The sequence below is a fragment of the Achromobacter aegrifaciens genome, from assembly GCF_902859735.1.
Lineage (GTDB): Bacteria > Pseudomonadota > Gammaproteobacteria > Burkholderiales > Burkholderiaceae_B > Achromobacter > Achromobacter aegrifaciens.
The window spans coordinates 228,463-247,478 of record NZ_CADIJY010000001.1; the positions used below are offsets into that span (position 1 = coordinate 228,463).

Sequence of the window (19,016 nt, forward strand, 5' to 3'; positions counted from 1 at the left end):
GGTTACCCTTTCCGCACAAGAACACGATAGATGAGTACAGGAGTACCGATGAATTTCCGCATATCCGCCACCTTGGCGGCTTGTTTCCTGGCCGCGGGCCTGGGCATGTCCGCCGGCGCGGCGGCCCAGGGCGACAAGTCTGTCTCCACCCAGTCCGTGGGGCAGCCCGCCAAGGGCGACAAGAGCCACTCCACCACCCAGGTGGCGCCGGCCGATCCCGTGGCGGACGCGGTCAAGGAGCGTTTCCGCCAGCGTTTCGACGGCATGGACGTCACGGCCGTGCGCCGCACGCCCTACGGCCTGTTCGAAGTGCAGCTGGGCATGGACCTCATCTACACGGATGAAAAAGTGACGTGGGTCATGGAAGGTCCGCTGATCGACGCCATGACGCGCCGCGACGTCACCCGCGAAACGCAGGAACGCCTGAGCGCCGTGTCGTTCGACCAGTTGCCGCTGGATCTCGCCATCAAGCAGGTCAAGGGCGACGGTTCGCGCAAGGTCGCGATCTTCGAAGACCCCAACTGCGGCTACTGCAAGCAATTGCGCAAGACGCTGGAAAACGTCGACAACATCACCGTCTACACCTTCCTCTATCCCATCCTGTCGCCCGATTCCAAGGACAAGGTGCGCGATGTGTGGTGCTCGAAGGACCCGGGCGCCACCTGGGATGACTGGATGCTGCGCGGCAAGAAGCCCGCCACCGCCAATTGCGACGTGCCCGAGGACAAGCTGCTGGCCTTGGGCCAGAAGCTGATGGTGCGCGGCACGCCGACCACGTTCTTTGCAGATGGCTCGCGCGTCAGCGGCGCCTTGCCGCTGGAGCAATTCAAAGCCCGCTTGAACTGACCGGCGCGCGGCGCCGGCCGGGAGGCTGGCGCCACAGGCGCCAAGCCCCCGGAGACAGCTTTTGAAAATCGCAATACTCGACGATTACCACGACGTAGCCAAGCGCTATGCGGATTGGACCTCGCTGGGCGGTGACGCCGAGGTGCAGATCTTCAACAACTTCATTCCCGAAGAACAGGTCGAGCCCACGCTTGAACCCTACGACGTGATTGTCGCCATGCGCGAGCGCACGCCGTTCCCCGCGGAGCGGATCCGCGCCCTGCCGAACCTGCGCCTGCTGGTCACCACCGGCATGCGCAACAACGCCATCGACATGCGGGCCTGCGCCGAGCAGGGCATCATCGTCTGCGGCGCGCCCGGCAGCGCCGACGCCAACACCGCCACGGCCGAACTGGCCTGGGCGCACATCCTGGGCCTGTTCAAGCACCTGCCGGCCGAAGACGCGGCCATGCGCCGCGGCATGTGGCAGACGGCCATGCCTGAACCATTGGCAGGCAAGCGCCTGGGCGTGCTGGGCCTGGGCAAGCTGGGCGCGGCGGTCGCCAAGGCAGGCCTGGCCTTCGGCATGGACGTGGTGGCCTGGAGCCCCAACCTGACCGACGAGCGCGCCGAGGCGGCGGGCGTGAAGCGGGTGGACAAGCACGAACTCTTCGCCACGTCCGACGTGGTCAGCCTGCATCTGATCCTGTCCGAGCGCAGCCGCCATGTGGTCGACGCGGCCGCGCTGGCCGCGATGAAACCGACCGCGTACCTGGTCAACACTTCGCGCGCCGGCCTGGTGGACCAGGAAGCCTTGATGGACGCGCTGGTGAAGTTCCGCATCGCCGGCGCCGGCCTGGACGTCTATCCCGAAGAGCCGCTGTCGCCCACGGATTCCGTGCGGGACCTGGACAACGTGATCCTGACGCCGCACCTGGGCTACGTCAGCCGCGAGAACTTCGAAGCCTTCTATCAGAATGCGCTGGAAGCGGTGAAGGCGTGGAAAGCCGGCAAGCCCATCCGCGTGCTGAACGCGTAGGCGTAGCGCCTGCAAATGAAAAAGGCTGCGCAGGGCAGCCTTTTTCATTTCTGCGCGCAGTTTTCAGCTGCGCGTGAACGTCACCTTCTTTTCGACAATGGCGCCGGGCTCCAGCGCTTGCGGCGTATCGCCACAGGCTTCGCCAGCATCTTCCTGCGGATCCTCGGCGTCGAACGCCGTGTCGCCATTGGCGTCCGGCTGGCCAGTAGGCTTCAAACCCACGAAGTCGAACAGGTCGCGGTCCATCAAGTGCGAAGGCACCACGCGCGACAGCGCGTTGAACACGTTCCACGAGCGGCCCGGATGCTGCTTGTCCCATTCCTTGATCATGCGGCCCACTTCCTTGCGCTTCAGGTTCTCTTGCGAACCGCAGAGATTGCAGGGAATGATGGGGAACTGCTTGAGCTCCGCGTAGGCGATCAGGTCGGTTTCCGGCACATAGGCCAGGGGGCGGATCACCGTGTGGCGGCCGTCATCGGACACCAGCTTGGGCGGCATGCCCTTGGCCTTGCCGCCGTAGAACAGGTTCAGGAAGAACGTGCCCAGGATGTCGTCGCGGTGATGGCCCAGCGCGATCTTGGTCGCGCCCAGTTCAGAGGCGACGCGGTACAGGATGCCGCGGCGCAGGCGCGAACAGAGCGAGCACATGGTCTTGCCCTCTTCCAGCACGCGCGTGACGATGGAATACGTATCCTGCGTCTCGATGTGGAAGGGCACGCCCAGTTCCGTCAGGTACTGCGGCAGTATGTGGTCGGGAAAGCCCGGCTGCTTCTGGTCCAGGTTGACCGCGATCAGCTCGAACTTGAAGGGGGCGCGCTTCTGCAGCTGCAGCAGGATGTCCAGGAGCGCGTAGGAATCCTTGCCGCCCGACAGGCAGACCATGACGCGGTCGCCTGCTTCGATCATGTTGTAGTCGGACAGGGCGCGCGTGGTTTCGCGGGCCAGGCGCTTGGTCAGCTTGTTGCCTTCGTGGCGGGCCTTTTCTTCGGCCTCGGTGCGAAAGCGCACCTCAGGGGTAGCGATATCGTTCATGGTCAACGCGTGATCTGGATTTCCACGCCTACCGCCGCGCAGTCGGAAAAGGCCATGGGCTTGCTGATGCGCAGGCGCAGCGCGCGGATTTCCTGGAAGTCGGCCAGCAGGCGCGCCGCGACCTGCTCCGACAGGGTTTCGATCAGGTTCACGTGCGCCTGCGTGCATTCTTCCACGATGGCCTCGCGCAGCCGGCGGTAGTCCAGCACGCTGTGGATGTCGTGGTCGTCGACCGAGCGCTGGATGTCCACGTCGAAGTCGGCGTCGACATGCAGGGGCTGGGTGGCGCGGCGCTCGTGCTCGAGGATGCCGATGCGGGCGTCGAGCGCAAGCCCGGAAAGAATGATGCGGCGTGTAGGCATGATGAAAACCTGGGTGGGGTAGCCCGGAATTGTAAGGCGACAGCGGAACGGGGGCGGCGCGCTGGCTACAATCCGGCCATGTCCGGGCGTCCGTGAGGCGCCGGCGCAGTCAATAAGGGGTGAAATGCAACAGATGCACGATTCGGTCATTGTAGGCGGCGGCCCGGCCGGCGCTTCCTGCGCCCTGTGGTTGGCGCGCCTGGGCCTGTCCCCGCTATTGGTCGAGGCTGGCCCCCGGTTGGGCGGGTTGGGCAATGACAATCCCTTCGCTGACGACTGGATCGCCGTGCTGCCGGGCGTGACCGGACAGCAGGTGGCTGCCAACATCGACGCCAGCGTGCGCGCGGCCGGCGTGCCGCTGCGCCTGGAAACCCGCGTAACCGGGGTGCGTCCCTGCAAAGGCGGCATCGAGGCGACGCTGGCAGACGCAGACGGCGCCGAATCCCTGGTGCGCGGGCGCACCCTGGTGATCGCCTCGGGCGTGCGCGCCAAGGGGCTGCCGGACCACCCGCCGGGCGCATCCTGGCCCGGCGGGCTGATCGGCCCGGGCTCGCCCATCGTGGCGCAGGACTATTCGGGCCTGTCGGTGGCGGTGCTGGGCGGGGGCGACAACGCCTTCGAAAACTACGTTTACGTGCGCAACCGCGGCGCCCGCAGCGTGCATCTCTATGCCCGCAGCGTCCGCGCCCAACAGCAATGGGTGACGCGCGCCGGCCGCGAAGGCGTGCATATCGGCCCATACAAGGTGGACCCCGCCACCCGCAGCGTGGACGGCAAGCAGTACGACCTGATCCTGGTCTTCTACGGCTGGGAGCCTCAGGCCGGCTTTGCCGACAGCCTGCACCTGGCCCGCGACGAGCGCGGCTACATCCGCACGGACTTCGCCACCGCCGAGACCAGCGTGCCCGACATCTACGCCGTGGGCGAGGTGGCGCACCGCATGCATCCCTGCGTGGTGACCTCCATGGCCGACGGCGTGGTCGCGGCCAAGGCCATCCAGCGCCGTTGGGAGCGCGGCGCGGACTAGCTCTTCAGCCTTCGAGCAGGAACTCCAGCACCGCGGCCTCGAAGGCCTGGGGCAGTTCGATGTTCGCCAAATGCACGGCCGGCAGCGTCAGCAGCCTGGCGCCGGGGATGGTTGCGGCGATCTGCTCGCCGTGGCTGGCCGCGGTGACCGTGTCGTGCTGGCCGGCGATGACCAGCGTCGGATTGGGGATCAGCGCCATGGTGCGGCGCAGGTCGAAGTCCCGCACCGCGGCGAATGCGCCCGCCAGGCCATGCTTGTCGGTGTCCAGCAGCATGGCGCGGAACGGTTCGACGGCGGGATTGCTCTGCTGCAGCCAGGCCGCGGGAAACCAGTTCTTCAGGAAGGTCTCGGCCGTTTCCGACATGTTCTCTGCCTGTAGCGTGGCGGCGATGCGCTCGTCCCATTGCGGCGCCGGTCCCAGATAAGCCGAGGTATTGCTGAGGACCAGGCGGTCGATGCGCTGCGGCGCGTGCACGCCCAGCCATAGTCCGACGATGCCGCCCAGCGACAAGCCCAGGAAATGCGCGTGCTCGACGCCCAGCCCGTCCATCAGCTCCAGCACGTCGCGGCCCAGGCGGTCCAGAGAGTAGGGGTCTTGCGGCACGCTGGACGCGCCATGGCCGCGGTAGTCGTAGCGCAGCACACGGAAGTGGCGGGTCAGCGCGGGAATCTGCGCGTCCCACATGTGCAGGGTGGTGCCGATGGAGTTCGCCAGCACCAGGGTGGGCAGGTCCGCGCGGCCATCGTAGCGGTAGGCGATGCGGGCGCCGTCGCCGGCGGTGTAGTGGGAGATGTCTTGCATGATGATTCGCCTCTGGGTGATGGGTGTGAGGCAAATCGTAGTTGCGCGTCGTTAAAGAAAAAATTACAAAGTTCGCACAATCATTGTCGGAAAAACAGACATGAGCGAATTCACGCTGCACGATCTCCAATGCTTCGACGCGGTGGCGCGCGACGGCGGCTTCCAGGCGGCCGCGGCAACGCTGCACCGCTCGCACCCGGCGGTGTTCGCCGCCGTGGCCAAGCTGGAGCGGCAGCTGGGTCTGGCCTTGCTGGACCGCAGCGGCTACCGCGTGAGCCTGACGGCTGCGGGGCAGTCCTTCCATACGCGTGCGCAATCGCTGCTGCGCGAGCTGACCGCCTTGCGCGCGCACGCCGAGCAACTGGCCATGGGCGAGGAAACCGAACTGCGCATCGTGATCGGCGACTTCTGTCCGCGCCCTTATGTGCTGGGTCTCTTGAGCCGCTTTTTCGCCGACTGCCAGGCCACGCGCCTGGACCTGCACTTCGAGGCCGTGTCCGGGCCGCTGGAACGCCTTTACGACGGCGAGGCCGACCTCATCCTGCATCGCGTCGACAAGAACGATGCCCGCATTGAATGGGTCGACCTGGCCAAGGTGCCTTTCGTGCCCGTGGTGGCGCCCGGCTTTCTGCGTGAGCCCGTGCCGCGTGCTATCAAGCCCGCGCTGATGCGCGACTACACGCAATGCGTCATGCGCGACACCGCCAGGCATACGCCGCCGCAGGATTACTTCACCGTGGAAGGCGCGCGCCAGTGCACGGTGGCGGACCAGCTGATGAAGAAGGAAATCATCCTGCAAGGCATGGGCTGGGGCCACATGCCGCGCTTTCTCGTCGATGAGGAACTGCGGGACGGTCGTCTGATCTCGATTGCCAACCGCCATCTGCCGGGCAGCGTCGAAGAACTGGTCGCGGCGCGGCGCACGGACCGCGCGCAAGGCCCGGTCTCGAACCGCTTGTGGCGCTACATGCAGAATGCCGCGCCAGCCTTGCGCCGCGCCTTGGCAGCGAGCCGCGGCCGCTAAGGGAAAATACGCATGGCATAGCGCCACACGCTTCTTCAGAATGCCTTCCAGACGCAAGTTCGTCTTCAAATTTTCGCCGACTGCCAGTGTTGCCAGTCAGGCGTAGGGCAAAAAGGCCCGAGCCGGAATTTCCGGCTCGGGCCTTTTCGTTTTCCGTTTGTCCATCGCTTTTCTTCGAATGGCGTTTCGCTGCGCCGTGGGCGCAGCTTTGCCTGAAGAAACGTGGCAGGCAGCGGGCGGACGGCAGTCGTCGTGATGTGGTGGGCAAAGGCGCCTGCCCAATCCCGGGCAGTTCAGGGCTTGCGTGCAAGCCCCAGCCGGAGGCTTGCCTTCAGAAACGCACAGGAGCGCAACGATGAGCGTATACAACCGCCGCCGCTTTCTGCAGCACAGCGGCTCCATGGTCCTACTGAGCGCCGCGTCGGGGATGGCAGCCTTGCCCCGCCAGGCCTATGCCCAAGACACAGTCAAACTGGGCCTGCTGCATTCGCTGTCCGGCACCATCGCCATCGCCGAGGCGTCGCTGGTGGACGCGGAGAAGCTGGCGATCGAAGAGATCAACGCCTCGGGCGGCGTGATGGGGCGCAAGATCGAACCCGTGGTCGAAGACGGCGCGAGCGAGAATGCCGTGTTTGCCGAGAAGGCGCGCAAGCTGCTCGACCGCGACAAGGTGGCCGCCATCGTGGGCTGCTATACCTCGGCTTCGCGCAAGGCGCTGTTGCCGGTGCTCGCGCGCAGCAAAGGCTTGCTCTACTACCCCACCTATTACGAAGGCCAGGAACAGGACGCGCGGGTGTTCTATCCGTCGCAGGAAGCCACGCAGTCCGTGATCGCGGCGGTGGAGTGGATGGCGCGGGAGAAGGGCAAGACCTTTTTCCTGGTCGGCTCCGACTACATCTATCCGCGCACCTGCAACAAGATCGCCAAGCCGGCCATCGCCCGCATGAATGCCAAGGTGGTGGGCGAGGAGTACGCGCCGCTGGGCCACACCGAGTTCTCTTCCATCATCAACAAGATCAAGGCCGCCAAGCCCGAGTGCATCTACAGCACCGTGGTGGGCGGCTCGAATGTGGCGTTCTACAAGCAGCTGCGCGCGGCCGGCCTGGACGGCACGCGCGTCGTGCTGCTGTCCACCGTGGTGTCCGAAAACGAGATCGAAGGCATCGGCAAGGACAACGCGGCGGGCTACTACGCCTGCATGGGCTACTTCCAGAGCCTGCAGAATCCGGCCAACGAAAAATTCGTCAAGGCCTTCAAGGCCAAGTACGGCCAGGACCGGGTCATCGGCGACCCGATGGAGGTTGCCTACAACAGCGTGTATCTGTGGAAGCTCGGCGTGGAGAAGGCCGGTTCGTTCGATCCCGACAAGGTGATCGCGGCGTCCGCCGGGCTGACGTTGCAGGCGCCGGAGGGGACCGTGCGCGTGCACGAGACCAACCATCACGTCTGGAAGAAGGTGCGGGTGGGCCGGGCGAGGCCGGACGGGCAGTTCGACGTCGTCTGGGAATCGGCCGACCTGATCGAGCCCAATCCCTTCCCGAAGCTGTAGCCCGCGCTTGCCAATGCGCGCAAGCCCTTGGCCGGCGGCCTTGCCGCCGGCGCAGCCAGGAACGTGACCATGAATATCGACATCGCGGCAATGCAGCTATTCAACGGGATTAGCCTGTTCAGCATCCTTCTGCTGATGGCGATCGGCCTGGCCGTCGTGTTCGGCCTGATGGGCGTCATCAACATGGCGCACGGCGAGCTGATGGCCATGGGCGCCTACACCACCTATCTGGTCTCGGTGGCGTTCCAGCATTGGGCGCCCGGCTGGATGGACGTCTACCTGTTCGCGGCCATTCCGTTGGCGTTTCTGGTCACCTTCGCATTCGGCTATGTGCTGGAGCGCGGCTTCATCCGCTGGTTCTACAACCGTCCGCTGGACACGCTGCTGGCGACCTGGGGCCTGAGCCTGATCCTGCAGCAGGCCTATCGCTCGCTGTTCGGCGCGCAGGAGGTCAGCGTGCCGCTGGCCTCCTGGCTCAGCGGCGCGTGGGAGCCCACGCCCGACCTGCAGTTCCCGCTGAATCGCATCTTCATCCTGGGCCTGACGCTGCTGGTGGCGGTGGGCGTGTATCTGCTGCTTTACCGCAGCGCTTGGGGACTGCGCGTGCGCGCCGTCACCCAGAATCGCGCGATGGCGGGCGCCGTCGGCATCAACACGCGGCGCGTGGATGCGCTGACCTTCGCGCTGGGCTCCGGCCTGGCGGGCATCGCGGGCTGCGTCTTCACCATGATCGGATCGACCAACCCCGGCACAGGCCAGCTCTACATCGTGGATTCATTCATCGTCGTGGTGTTCGGCGGCGTGCAGAGCTTGCTGGGAACTGCGTTCTCCGGCCTTGCGATCGCACAGTCGCAGACCACGCTGGAGTACCTGATGAGCGGTTCGATGGCCAAGGTCACGATCCTCGTCCTGGTGATCCTGGTCCTCTATTTCCGCCCGAACGGGCTGTTCGCCAACAAGACTCGGGGGTGATGCGATGAAGACCCTGCATCGGAAAACCGAAGAGATCGCGATCCTGCTGGTCGCGGCGCTGATCCTGGCCGTCCTGCCCCTGTCGCTGGATCCGTTCCGGCTGAACCTGGTCGGCAAGTACATGGCGTTCGCCTTCGTGGCGATAGGCATCGTGCTGACCTGGGGCTATAGCGGCGTGCTGAGCCTGGGGCAAGGCATTTTCTTTGGGCTGGGCGGGTACATGATGGCTATGTTCCTGAAGCTGGAGGCGTCTGCGCCGGAGCTGCCTGACTTCATGGTGTGGAGCAGCGTGGAGAGCCTGCCTGTCTGGTGGCAACCGTTCCACTCGCTGACGTTGACGCTGCTGCTGATCGTGGTCCTGCCGGGACTGGCGGCCTATCTGTTTTCGTTGGCGATCTTCCGCAAGCGGGTCAGCGGCGTGTATTTCGCCATCGTGACCCTGGCCCTGGCGATGACGCTGACCGTGCTCATCATCGGCCAGCAGGGGGACACGGGCGGCGCCAACGGCATTACCGACTTCCGCACGCTGCTGGGCTGGGACATCGTCGGCGACGAAGGCAAGCAGGCGCTGTACTTCATCGAAGCCGGCGCACTGGTCGTGGCGATGCTGGCGGCGCTGGCCATCGTGCGCAGCCGGCTGGGCAAGATCCTGATCGCCATCCGAGACCGCGAAGATCGCGTGCGGTTCTCGGGTTACGACACCGCGCACGTAAAGGCCTGCATCTTTTGCGTGGCGGCGGTCCTGTCCTCCATCGGCGGCGCCTTCTTCACCCTGCAGGTAGGCCTGATCTCTCCGGGCGCCATTGGCGTGGTGGCGTCGATCGAGATGGTGATCTATGCGGCCGTCGGCGGCCGGCTGTCGATTCCCGGGGCCGTGGTCGGGGCCTTGCTGATCGGCTTTCTCAAGTCCTACCTGTCAGAGACGTTTCCGGAAGTCTGGCTGTATTTCCTGGGGGCCATCTTCATCGCGGTCGTCGTGGTCATGCCCAACGGCCTGGCCGGCGTGTTCGGCCAGATTCAGGCGCGCCGCGCCGCGGGGAGCGCGCGATGAGTGCCACCCTGGACCTGCAGGAGCCCGCCAGCATGGAAATGAGCAGCGACCGCCCGGCGCCCGGCGCCATCCTGAGCGTCGAGGACCTGACGGTCTCGTTCGATGGCTTTCGCGCAGTGGACGGCCTGAGCCTGCGCGTGGCGCAGGATGAGCTGCGCGTCATCATCGGCCCGAATGGCGCGGGCAAGACCACGCTGCTGGACATCATCTGCGGCAAGACCCGGCCATCGGCGGGCCGCGTTATGTTCCAGGGCCGCGATCTGGTGCGCATGGCGGAATTCGATATCGTGCGGGCCGGCGTCGGGCGCAAGTTCCAGACGCCGTCGGTTTATGAAGACCTGACGGTGCTGGAGAACTTCGAGATCTCGCTGCCGAACGCGCACGGGGTGGTCCGCTCGCTGCGGTTCCGGCGCACGGCGGAAATCCGCGAGCGCATCCAGGACATGGCCGCGCAGGTTTTCCTGCAGGACCGCCTGGCGGAGAAGGCTGGCCGCCTGAGCCATGGACAGAAGCAATGGCTGGAGATCGGCATGCTGCTGATGCAGAACCCGCAGCTGCTGTTGCTGGATGAACCCGTGGCCGGCATGAGTCCGCGCGAACGCGAACAGACGGCCGAGCTCCTGGCGCGCATCTCGCGCGGCAAGTCGATGGTGGTCATCGAGCACGACATGGATTTCGTCAAGCGCATCGCGCACAAGGTCACGGTGTTGCACCAGGGACGTTTGCTGAGCGAAGGCACGGTGGGCGAAGTGCAGGCCGACCCGCGTGTGCTGGACGTGTACCTGGGCCATTGAGAGGAGGACGCGCCATGTTCCGGATCGACAGGTTGAACGTGAGTTACGGCGAATCGCACGTCGTCCACGATGTGTGCTTCGAAGTTGCGCCCCGGGAATCCGTGGCCATCATGGGCCGCAATGGCATGGGCAAGACAACCTTGCTCAAGGCGCTGATCGGCATGCTGCGGTCGGGCTCGGGCAGCATCCGGCTGGACGGCGTGGAGCTGGCCGGCATGGAGAGCTACCAGCGCGTGCGCAACGGGTTGGCCTTCGTGCCGCAAGGCAGGATGATCTTTCCCTTCCTGACCGTGGAGCAGAACATCCTGACCGGCGCGGAGCGCAGCGGCCTGAAGGCCGTGCCGGAATACCTGTACCGCTTTTTCCCGGTGCTGCACGAGATGCGCCGGCGCAAGGGCGGCAACCTGTCCGGCGGGCAGCAGCAGCAACTGGCGATCGCCCGCGCGCTGATTTCCGATCCGCGCGTGCTGATCCTGGACGAGCCCACCGAAGGCATCCAGCCCTCCATCATCAAGGACATCGCACGGATCCTGAACGCGCTGCGCGAGGAGCGCGGCTTCGCCATCGTCGTGTCGGAACAGATGCTGAGCTTCGCGCTGGACCTGGCCGACCGCTTCCTGGTGATAGACCGGGGCCGCATCGTGCACGAGGCCTGCCGCGAGAGCCTGGACCAGGACAAAGTCAGATCTTTCCTGACGGTATGACCGTCAACCACCGAGGAGCATTGTCATGAGACACGGAGATATCTCCAGCAGCAACGATTGCGTGGGCGTGGCCGTCGTGAACTACAAGATGCCGCGGCTGCATACCCGCGCGGAGGTGATGGAGAACGCCCGCAAGATCGCCGACATGGTCGTGGGCATGAAGCGCGGCCTGCCCGGCATGGACCTGGTCATCTTCCCCGAGTACTCCACCCACGGCATCATGTACGACGCCAAGGAAATGTACGAAACCGCTTCGGCCATTCCGGGCGAAGAGACCGCTGTGTTCGCCGACGCCTGCCGCAAGGCCAACGTATGGGGCGTGTTTTCGCTGACGGGCGAGCGCCACGAAGAGCACCCGAACAAGGCGCCGTACAACACGCTCATCCTGATGAACAACAAGGGCGAGATCGTGCAGAAGTACCGCAAGATCATGCCCTGGGTGCCGATCGAAGGCTGGTATCCGGGCGATTGCACCTATGTGTCGGAAGGCCCCAAGGGACTGAAGATCAGCCTCATCATCTGCGACGACGGCAATTACCCCGAGATCTGGCGCGATTGCGCCATGCGCGGCGCCGAGCTGATCGTGCGTTGCCAGGGATACATGTACCCGGCCAAGGACCAGCAGGTCATGGTGTCCAAGGCCATGGCGTGGATGAACAACGTCTACGTGGCGGTGGCCAATGCCGCGGGCTTCGACGGCGTGTATTCCTACTTCGGCCATTCGGCCATCATCGGCTTCGACGGCCGCACGCTGGGCGAATGCGGTGAAGAAGACATGGGCGTGCAGTACGCCGAGCTCTCCACCAGCCTGATCCGCGACGCGCGCAAGAACATGCAGTCGCAGAACCACTTGTTCAAGCTGGTGCACCGCGGCTACACCGGCAAGATCAATTCCGGCGAAGAGGCCACCGGCGTCGCGGCATGCCCGTACAACTTCTACGCCAACTGGATCAACGATCCGGAGGGCACGCGCAAGATGGTCGAATCCTTCACGCGGTCCACCGTGGGTACGCCGGAGTGCCCCATGGACGGCATCCCCAACGAGGACGCCAAGCACCGCTAGGCGTGCCTGCCGACCATCCGGTCCGTCCGGCCCGCCGCGCCGGACGGACGATTCCCGAGGACATGAATCGTGCCGTCTCCGCTCGAAACCTACCGGATTGCGCAAGAACCCTTCTACCGTCCCTCCGGGCGGGAAACCGCGCTGTACGAACATGCGTACGCGCACCGGCTGCCCATGATCCTGAAGGGCCCCACCGGTTGCGGCAAGACGCGCTTCGTGGAGTACATGGCCTGGAAGCTGGGACGCCCGCTGGTCACGCTGGCGTGCAACGAGGACATGACGGCTTCCGACTTGGTGGGCCGCTACCTGCTGGACGCTGACGGCACCGCATGGCACGACGGCCCGCTGACGCAGGCCGTGCGCCATGGCGGCATCTGCTACCTGGACGAGATCGTCGAAGCGCGCCAGGACACTACGGTGGTCATCCATCCGCTGACCGACGCGAGGCGCATCCTGCCCCTGGACAAGAAGGGCGAGGTGGTGCGGGCCCATCCCGACTTCCAACTGGTGGTGTCCTACAACCCCGGCTACCAGAGCAGCGCCAAGGATCTCAAGCCCTCTACCCGGCAGCGCTTCGTGGCGCTGGATTTCGACTATCCGGAGCCCGGGCGCGAAGCGGAGATCGTGGCGCACGAGGCCGGCATAGACACCGGCTTGGCGCAGCGACTGGTGCGCATCGCGCACAGTTCGCGCGAACTCAAGCGCCATGGGTTGGACGAGGGCGTGTCCACCCGTATGCTGATCTACGCGGGCATCCTCATCCGCGACGGCGTCAGTCCTGCCGAAAGTTGCGACATGACCATGACCCGCGCGCTGACCGACGACCCCGACATGGCCGCGGCGCTGCGGGCGCTGGTCGACGCGAACCTGGAATGAACATGCGAGCCGTCCTGTCCGCGGGGGAAGGGGCTGGCGCCGGCGCAGGCCTGGCCGGGACGCTGGATGACAAGCTGCGCCGGCTGGCTGCGCGCAGCGGCGAGGACCAGGCGGTCCAAGCGCGGCGCTGGATCGACGCGCTGCACGGCGAAGACCCCGATTGCGCCGCCGCGGTGGCAGAGCGGTTCGACCAGTTGATGGCGAAGTTGACGGCCGGCGGGCTGGGGCGCTGGATGCTGGCGGGCCTGCGGCGCTACGAGCGCCAGCCCGGTCCTCTGCGCGCATATTTCCAACTGCGCGACGCCTACGCCCGCGAGGCCTTGAACGGCGAAGCAGGCGCGCCGGAACTGGAAGCCGCGCAGGCCAGGCTGGCGTGGCTCTTGTGCGGCCTGTCGGGCAGGGGCATGACGGTCGAAGCCTTGCGGCGTCCGGCGCTGGATGGCCCGCCGTCGCGCCCCATTCTCGCGCCCTCGCACCTGCTGGTGCCGGACAGCTACACCGTGCTGGACGGCGCCGACCGCTGGGCGCTGTACCGCGCGGCGGTGGCGCATGCGGCCGCCCATCTGCGTTACTCGCCAGTGGCGCAGCCGGTACTGAGCCTCAAGCCCATGGGCGTGGCGGTGGTATCCGCCATCGAGGATGCGCGGGTGGAGCGGCTGCTGGCGGCCGACTATCCCGGCGTGCGGCGCTGGTTCCTGCCCTTCGTGCCGCCGCCGCCCGATCCGGCGGACTTGGGATTCGCGGCCCTGATCCAGCGCATGAGTCGGCTGTTGATGGATCCGTCGCTGCACGACGACAACCATTGGGTGAACAAGGCGCGCACGTTGTTCGAGGCGCAGGCCGCCGACCTGCGTGACACGGCGGCCTTCCGTCGCCTGGCGTCGGTGCTGGCGAATGACCTGGGCCAGATGCGGGTGCGCTTCAATCCGCAGCAGTACGCCGTACCCGTGCCCTACCGCGACGACAACGCCTATCTGTGGGACTACGGCGACGCGGCAGAGCCGCCGCCTGAGCTGACCCTGGGGTCGCAGGGTGTGGCGCCCGAGCGGCGCGACGCCGCGCCGCAAGGCCAGGAGCAGCCCGCGCCAGCGGCCAGCGAAACGGAACTGGGACGCTACCGTTATCCCGAATGGGACTACAAGCTGGACCGAAGCCGGCCGGACTGGTGCACCGTGATCGAGAAGCTGCCGGGTTGGACCGGCATGCCGCCGCCCGCGCCCGCCGGACCCGCGCAGCGCCTGGCCCTGCCGCAGTCGCGCCGCCTGAGCCGCGCGCGCCGTCTGAGGCGCCAATGGGAGGGCGATGACATCGATCTGAACGCCGCGATCGAGGTCTTGATCGACCGGCGCCTGGACCTGGCGCCCGACGCCCGCTTCTTCATGCGCCCCGGCAGCCAGCCTTGCGCCAGCAGCACCCTGGTGCTGCTGGACCTGTCGGCCTCGGCCAACGACCTGGCGTCCGAAGCAGGGGCGACGGTGCTGGAGTTGGAGAAGCGGGCGGCGATGCTGCTGGCGCAGGCCACATCAGGCGAAGGCGACCTGATCGCCGTGCACGGCTTTTGTTCGGACACGCGGGCGGCGGTGTACTACTACCGCCTGCTTGAATCCGGCGCCCCGGTCGCGGCGGCGTTGGGCCGCATAGGCGGCGCCCAGGCCCGTTATTCAACGCGCCTGGGCGCGGCGCTGCGGCATGCCGGCGCGCTGGCGCTGCAGGCGCCGGGAGAGCGGCGCGCCATCATCGTCGTCACCGACGGCGAACCCTCCGATGTCGATGTGCACGACCCGCGCTATCTGGTGGACGATGCGCGCGAGGCGGTGCTGGAACTGCGCGGGCGAGGCGTCAGCGTGCATTGCGTCGCGTTGGACGCGCAGGCCGAACCGCAGTTGCGCGCGATGTTCGGCTTTCGCGGTTACCGGATCGTGACGAACCCGGCGGCATTGCCGCAGGCGCTGGTTCGCGCCTATGCCAGGACCGCGCCATGACCACCCCAGGAATCCACGTGTTGACGGCGGCTGCGGCTGTGCTGAAACTGATGAACTCGACAAAGGATGGATGTCCGCGCCAGCGGGCCTCCCGATCATGGCAAACAAAGATCCTATCCGCGTAGGCGTGCTGTTTTCCGAAACAGGTGCCACATCGACCATAGGCCGGTCCCAGCTGCATGGCACCTTGCTGGCCATCGACGAGATCAACGAGGCGGGCGGGGTCGACGGCCGCGAGATCGTGCCGGTGCGCTACGACCCGAGATCGGACCCCGCCACCTACAGCGTGCTGGCTGAAAGACTCATCACGCAAGACCGCGTCAACGTCATATTCGGCTGCTACATGTCCAGCAGCCGCAAGGCCGTGCTGCCGGTGGTCGAGAAATGGAACCGCCTGCTGTTCTACCCCACGCTGTACGAAGGGTTCGAGTTTTCGAACAACATCATCTACACCGGCGCCGCGCCCAACCAGAACAGCGTGCAACTGGCCGAATTCATGACTGCCAACTTCGGCGCGCGGGTCTACCTGATCGGTTCGGACTACATCTATCCCTACGAGTCCAACCGCATCATGGGCGAACTCGTGCTGCAGCGGCAGGACAGCGCCAAGCTGGGCGAACGCTATGTGCCTTTGACCGCGACGGAACGCGACTACCGGGAGATCCTGGACGACATCCGCAACAAGCGTCCGGACTTCATTTTCTCCACGGTGGTGGGCAATTCCACGGCCTGCCTGTACCGCGCCTACGCGGACGCGGGATTCGATCCGAAGACCATGCCCATCGCCAGCCTGACGACCTCCGAAGCGGAGATCTCCCAGATGGAGCCCGAGGTCGCCGCCGGCCACTTCACTTCCGCGCCGTATTTCCAATCCATCGATTCCGACATCAACCGGCGCTGCCTGGAACGATTGCGGCGGCGCTTCGGGCATGACTGCGTGCCCAATCTCTGCTGGGAAGCGGCGTACTTCCAGATGCACATCTTCGCCAACGCTTTCCGCGACACCGGCACCGACGAGATCGCGCAGATCCTGCCGCGCGTGCTGCAAAGCGAATTCCAGGCGCCCCAGGGCCGCGTGCGCATCGACCCCACCAACCACCACACCTGCCTGTATCCGCGCGTCGGCCGGGTCAACGGCAAGGGCCAGTTCACCATCGTGCGCGAGGCCACGCGGCCCGTGCATCCCGATCCGTACCTGGTCACCCATTCGTTGGGCGACTGGACGGCCACCCTGAGTTCGCTGGATATCTGATGGGCGATACCGCCAGCCGCCAGCGCGCGGAGCGCGCGACGCCATCCCTGCTCAAGGACCTGCGTACGCTGCGGATCGCCGTCTATCATCCCGACGACGCCGACGGCCGCCAACTGACGCAGCAGCTGCAACGGATCGGCTGTCAGGTGCAGACCTTCTGGCCTCCGGCGCCCACGTTGCCCGAAGGGCTGGACGCGGTGTTCCTGGCCGTGCGGCCAGATGTGATCGACCTGGGCTTCGAATGGGCCAAGAGCGAAGACGCGCCCATGGTCATCGCCATCGTCACCTACGAGAATCCGACCATCGTCGAGGCCGTGTTGCGCATCGGCGCGAAAGCAGTGCTGCCTTCGCCCGTGCGCTCGTTCGGCCTGTTGTCTTCATTGGTGGTGGCGCGCCAGGTCTACGACGACATCAAGTCGCATGCCCGGCGCCTGCGCAAGCTGGAGGGAAAACTCCTGGGCGTGCGCCGCATCGCGGAAGCCAAGAGCATCCTCATGCGCACGCGCAACGTCACCGAGGACCAGGCCTACGACCTGATCCGCGAGCAGGCCATGAACAAGCGCGTCACTACTGAAGAAATCGCGGGCGCCATCGTCAACGCCAACGAAATCCTTTCGCTGGGCAAGTAGGGCGCGCCGCGCAGCTTCAGTACTTGCCCGTCAGCAGCTCGCCCGCGTTGGGCACGCGCGCTTCCAGGTCCAGCACCTTCAGCATGCGATAGACGGTGGCCGCGGCCGCCGTCACCACCGGCAGACCCAGGCGGTCCTGCACCGGCTGAATCGACGCCAGGGACGGCATCTGCACGCAGGCGGACAGCACCACCGCGTCCACGCCGCGCGTGTTCAGGCGTTCCACGTGGCTGGCCGGCGCCATCGGATCCTGCGCGCCAACCTTCAGGTTGTCGGGAATCTCCAGCGACAGGCTGTCCTGCACCTCGATGCCTTCGTTCTCGATGTAGTCCACCACCAGCTTGGTCAGCGGCTTCATGTAGGGCGTCAGGATAGCGACCTTGCGCGCGCCGATGGCGTGCAGGCCCTCCACCAGCGCGCCTGCGCTGGAGATCACCGGCGCCGGCGCGCCGTTGTCCACCGTGGCCTGGTGCAGGCGTTCCTGCGAGACGCGGTGATAGCCGAGCCCTTGGCTCATGATCGCCACCAGGCAGGCATAGCCCAGCACGTCCACGCGCGCATCGGACAGTTCCTGTGCGCAACGGTCCGACTCCCGGTCCATCGACGCCAGTTCCGCCGCCGTCACCTGCTTCATGCGCATGCGGCTGGAATGGAAAGTGAAACGCTCCGGCGCGATGGTCTCGCGCAGGCGCAGCATGGCCGGGATTTCCGTTTCCATGGTGGTGTTGGAACTGGGGACGATCTGGCCGATGCGCAGGGCGCGGGGGGATGCGGTCATGGCGATGCTCCTCGAAAGGCGTAAGAGGGCCGGCCCGCGGCGGCGCGCGGGAACCCGGCAATGCGGAATACGGATGTCAGCCGGTGGCAGTGCCTGCGGCGGTGAGCGCTGGTCTCATGGCAGGTCCCCGGATGTTTGTCGTGTGCTCTATTGGCAAGGCTTATTCTGGTCGCCGGGAACGATATTTTCCAATATAGTTTTTATCTGGTTTGATATCTTTCCCAAATAACTGGCCGCCATGGAAATCCGCCAACTCCGTTATTTCGCCGTGCTGGCCGAAGAGCTGAACTTCACCCGGGCCGCCGCGCGCCTGCACATCTCGCAACCGCCGCTCAGCCTGCAGATCGCGCAGCTGGAGCGCGAACTCGAGGTCAAGCTGTTCGACCGCAACAACCGCCGCGTCACCCTGACCGAAGCCGGCGAAGCCTTTCTCAACGACGTGCGCGCGCTCCTCGCCAGCCTGAAGGACGCCACCGTCCGAGCCCGCGCCGTGGACCAGGGCCTGGCCGGCCGCATCGAGGTCGGCCTGTCCGGCTCGCACTTCATGGGCCCGGTTCCCGCGCTGATCGCCCGCTACAAGGCCTCCCACCCCCAGGTCTCAGTCCTGCTCAACGAAATGAACCCCGCCGCGCAACTGGACGCGCTGCGCGGCCACCGCATCGACGTCAGCATCTCCCGCACCGCCGTCGACGACGAGGAACTACAGTCCATGCCCCTATGGCCCGATCCCGTCGTGGCCGTGCTCCCCAAGGGCCACCCTCTGTCCGCCCGCAAGCGGCTGGCGCTCGGCGACCTCGCCGGCGAGGCCTTCGTCATGCTGCGCCAGGACACCTCCGCCTTCGCCCGCGCGCTGGCCGAAACCTGCGCGCGCGCCGGCCTGCCCCTGTCCGCCGCCCAAACCGTCGCCGAAGTCCCGGCCCAGCTGGCTCTGGTCGCCGCTGGCCTGGGCGTGGCTTTGGTGCCGCGTTCCACATGCCGCCATGCAACCGACCGCATTGCCGTTTGCACGCTGCCCGCCGACATCGCGCGCGCCATGGTCTACGCCGTCACACGCCGGCAAGGCAGGAGACGCGCGCTGGATACGTTTCTGCAGACGGCGGCGCAGATGAAAGACGAATGATGACGACCATGCGGCCATCGCATGCGCTGCGAGACAGTCAAAGCAAGCCAGCCCCCTGCTGCGCGCAGCGCCATCACCAATCGCAAGACACCGCATAAGCCCCAGAAGGCCGTCCGCGCGGCCGCCCTGGGGCGA

19 protein-coding genes are annotated in these 19,016 nt (G+C 66.1%); 15 read left to right on the forward strand and 4 right to left on the reverse strand.

All coding sequences use genetic code 11. The features are described 5' to 3' along the window. Window positions 1–48: 48 nt before the first annotated feature. Together HV766_RS01065 and HV766_RS01070 are read left to right on the forward strand one after the other, a co-directional pair. Window positions 49–846 (forward strand): DsbC family protein, encoded by a 798-nt coding sequence (locus HV766_RS01065; protein ID WP_415823432.1) that lies wholly within the window; start codon window positions 49–51, stop codon window positions 844–846. Between the two features lie 61 nt (window positions 847–907). Further along, the gene (locus tag HV766_RS01070) at window positions 908–1,864 is read left to right on the forward strand and encodes a D-2-hydroxyacid dehydrogenase family protein (protein WP_175180403.1); all 957 of its coding nucleotides are present in this window, start codon (window positions 908–910) and stop codon (window positions 1,862–1,864) included. Between the two features lie 63 nt (window positions 1,865–1,927). Here HV766_RS01070 and ttcA read toward each other — a convergent pair whose 3' ends face one another. Together ttcA and folB are read right to left on the reverse strand one after the other, a co-directional pair. Continuing rightward, a complete protein-coding gene (gene ttcA, locus HV766_RS01075) occupies window positions 1,928–2,896 on the reverse strand; it encodes a tRNA 2-thiocytidine(32) synthetase TtcA (protein ID WP_054455226.1) in 969 nt (322 codons plus the stop codon). A 2-nt stretch (window positions 2,897–2,898) separates the two neighbouring features. Beyond that, entirely contained in the window at window positions 2,899–3,258 is a 360-nt protein-coding gene (folB, locus tag HV766_RS01080) for a dihydroneopterin aldolase (protein ID WP_008164827.1), read from the reverse strand. A gap of 124 nt (window positions 3,259–3,382) precedes the next feature. Between folB and HV766_RS01085 the strand changes: the two genes are divergently transcribed. Beyond that, window positions 3,383–4,285 (forward strand): NAD(P)/FAD-dependent oxidoreductase, encoded by a 903-nt coding sequence (locus tag HV766_RS01085; RefSeq protein ID WP_175180404.1) that lies wholly within the window; start codon window positions 3,383–3,385, stop codon window positions 4,283–4,285. Window positions 4,286–4,289: 4 nt separating this feature from the next. On the opposite strand, the gene pcaD is transcribed toward HV766_RS01085, so the two are convergent. Further along, entirely contained in the window at window positions 4,290–5,087 is a 798-nt protein-coding gene (pcaD, locus tag HV766_RS01090) for a 3-oxoadipate enol-lactonase (RefSeq protein WP_175180405.1), read from the reverse strand. Window positions 5,088–5,187: 100 nt separating this feature from the next. Here pcaD and HV766_RS01095 point away from each other — a divergent pair, with 100 nt between their 5' ends. The 11 genes from HV766_RS01095 to HV766_RS01145 all read left to right on the forward strand — a co-directional run bounded on the left by HV766_RS01095 (window position 5,188) and on the right by HV766_RS01145 (window position 16,983). Next, entirely contained in the window at window positions 5,188–6,111 is a 924-nt protein-coding gene (locus HV766_RS01095; protein WP_119451202.1) for a LysR family transcriptional regulator, read from the forward strand. A gap of 355 nt (window positions 6,112–6,466) precedes the next feature. Next, window positions 6,467–7,660 (forward strand): urea ABC transporter substrate-binding protein, encoded by a 1,194-nt coding sequence (gene urtA / locus HV766_RS01100; protein ID WP_175180406.1) that lies wholly within the window; start codon window positions 6,467–6,469, stop codon window positions 7,658–7,660. A 69-nt stretch (window positions 7,661–7,729) separates the two neighbouring features. Then, window positions 7,730–8,632, forward strand: a complete 903-nt coding sequence (urtB, locus tag HV766_RS01105; RefSeq protein ID WP_217472139.1) for an urea ABC transporter permease subunit UrtB — start codon at window positions 7,730–7,732, stop codon at window positions 8,630–8,632. Between the two features lie 4 nt (window positions 8,633–8,636). Next, complete coding sequence (gene urtC, locus HV766_RS01110) at window positions 8,637–9,683, forward strand: urea ABC transporter permease subunit UrtC (protein ID WP_175180407.1); 1,047 nt, start codon at window positions 8,637–8,639, stop codon at window positions 9,681–9,683. A 32-nt stretch (window positions 9,684–9,715) separates the two neighbouring features. Beyond that, complete coding sequence (gene urtD / locus HV766_RS01115) at window positions 9,716–10,477, forward strand: urea ABC transporter ATP-binding protein UrtD (RefSeq protein ID WP_082401110.1); 762 nt, start codon at window positions 9,716–9,718, stop codon at window positions 10,475–10,477. 14 nt (window positions 10,478–10,491) lie between these two features. Beyond that, entirely contained in the window at window positions 10,492–11,181 is a 690-nt protein-coding gene (gene urtE / locus HV766_RS01120; RefSeq protein ID WP_054455212.1) for an urea ABC transporter ATP-binding subunit UrtE, read from the forward strand. 25 nt (window positions 11,182–11,206) lie between these two features. Next, window positions 11,207–12,244, forward strand: a complete 1,038-nt coding sequence (locus HV766_RS01125) for an aliphatic amidase (RefSeq protein ID WP_054455211.1) — start codon at window positions 11,207–11,209, stop codon at window positions 12,242–12,244. A 69-nt stretch (window positions 12,245–12,313) separates the two neighbouring features. Continuing rightward, the gene (locus tag HV766_RS01130; RefSeq protein WP_054455209.1) at window positions 12,314–13,120 is read left to right on the forward strand and encodes a CbbQ/NirQ/NorQ/GpvN family protein; all 807 of its coding nucleotides are present in this window, start codon (window positions 12,314–12,316) and stop codon (window positions 13,118–13,120) included. Window positions 13,121–13,122: 2 nt separating this feature from the next. Next, on the forward strand, window positions 13,123–15,102 hold the full coding sequence (locus HV766_RS01135; RefSeq protein ID WP_254593259.1) for a nitric oxide reductase activation protein NorD: 1,980 nt from the start codon (window positions 13,123–13,125) through the stop codon (window positions 15,100–15,102). Between the two features lie 97 nt (window positions 15,103–15,199). Then, window positions 15,200–16,354 (forward strand): transporter substrate-binding domain-containing protein, encoded by a 1,155-nt coding sequence (locus tag HV766_RS01140; protein WP_054455892.1) that lies wholly within the window; start codon window positions 15,200–15,202, stop codon window positions 16,352–16,354. After that, a complete protein-coding gene (locus tag HV766_RS01145; RefSeq protein WP_054455204.1) occupies window positions 16,354–16,983 on the forward strand; it encodes an ANTAR domain-containing response regulator in 630 nt (209 codons plus the stop codon). The genes HV766_RS01140 and HV766_RS01145 overlap by 1 nt, the downstream gene beginning before the upstream one ends. A gap of 16 nt (window positions 16,984–16,999) precedes the next feature. Here HV766_RS01145 and HV766_RS01150 read toward each other — a convergent pair whose 3' ends face one another. Beyond that, window positions 17,000–17,761 (reverse strand): maleate cis-trans isomerase family protein, encoded by a 762-nt coding sequence (locus HV766_RS01150; protein WP_054455202.1) that lies wholly within the window; start codon window positions 17,759–17,761, stop codon window positions 17,000–17,002. A 238-nt stretch (window positions 17,762–17,999) separates the two neighbouring features. On the opposite strand from HV766_RS01150, the gene HV766_RS01155 reads away from it, so the two are divergent. Then, complete coding sequence (locus tag HV766_RS01155; protein WP_175161210.1) at window positions 18,000–18,881, forward strand: LysR substrate-binding domain-containing protein; 882 nt, start codon at window positions 18,000–18,002, stop codon at window positions 18,879–18,881. The last annotated feature ends 135 nt before the right edge of the window (window positions 18,882–19,016 follow it).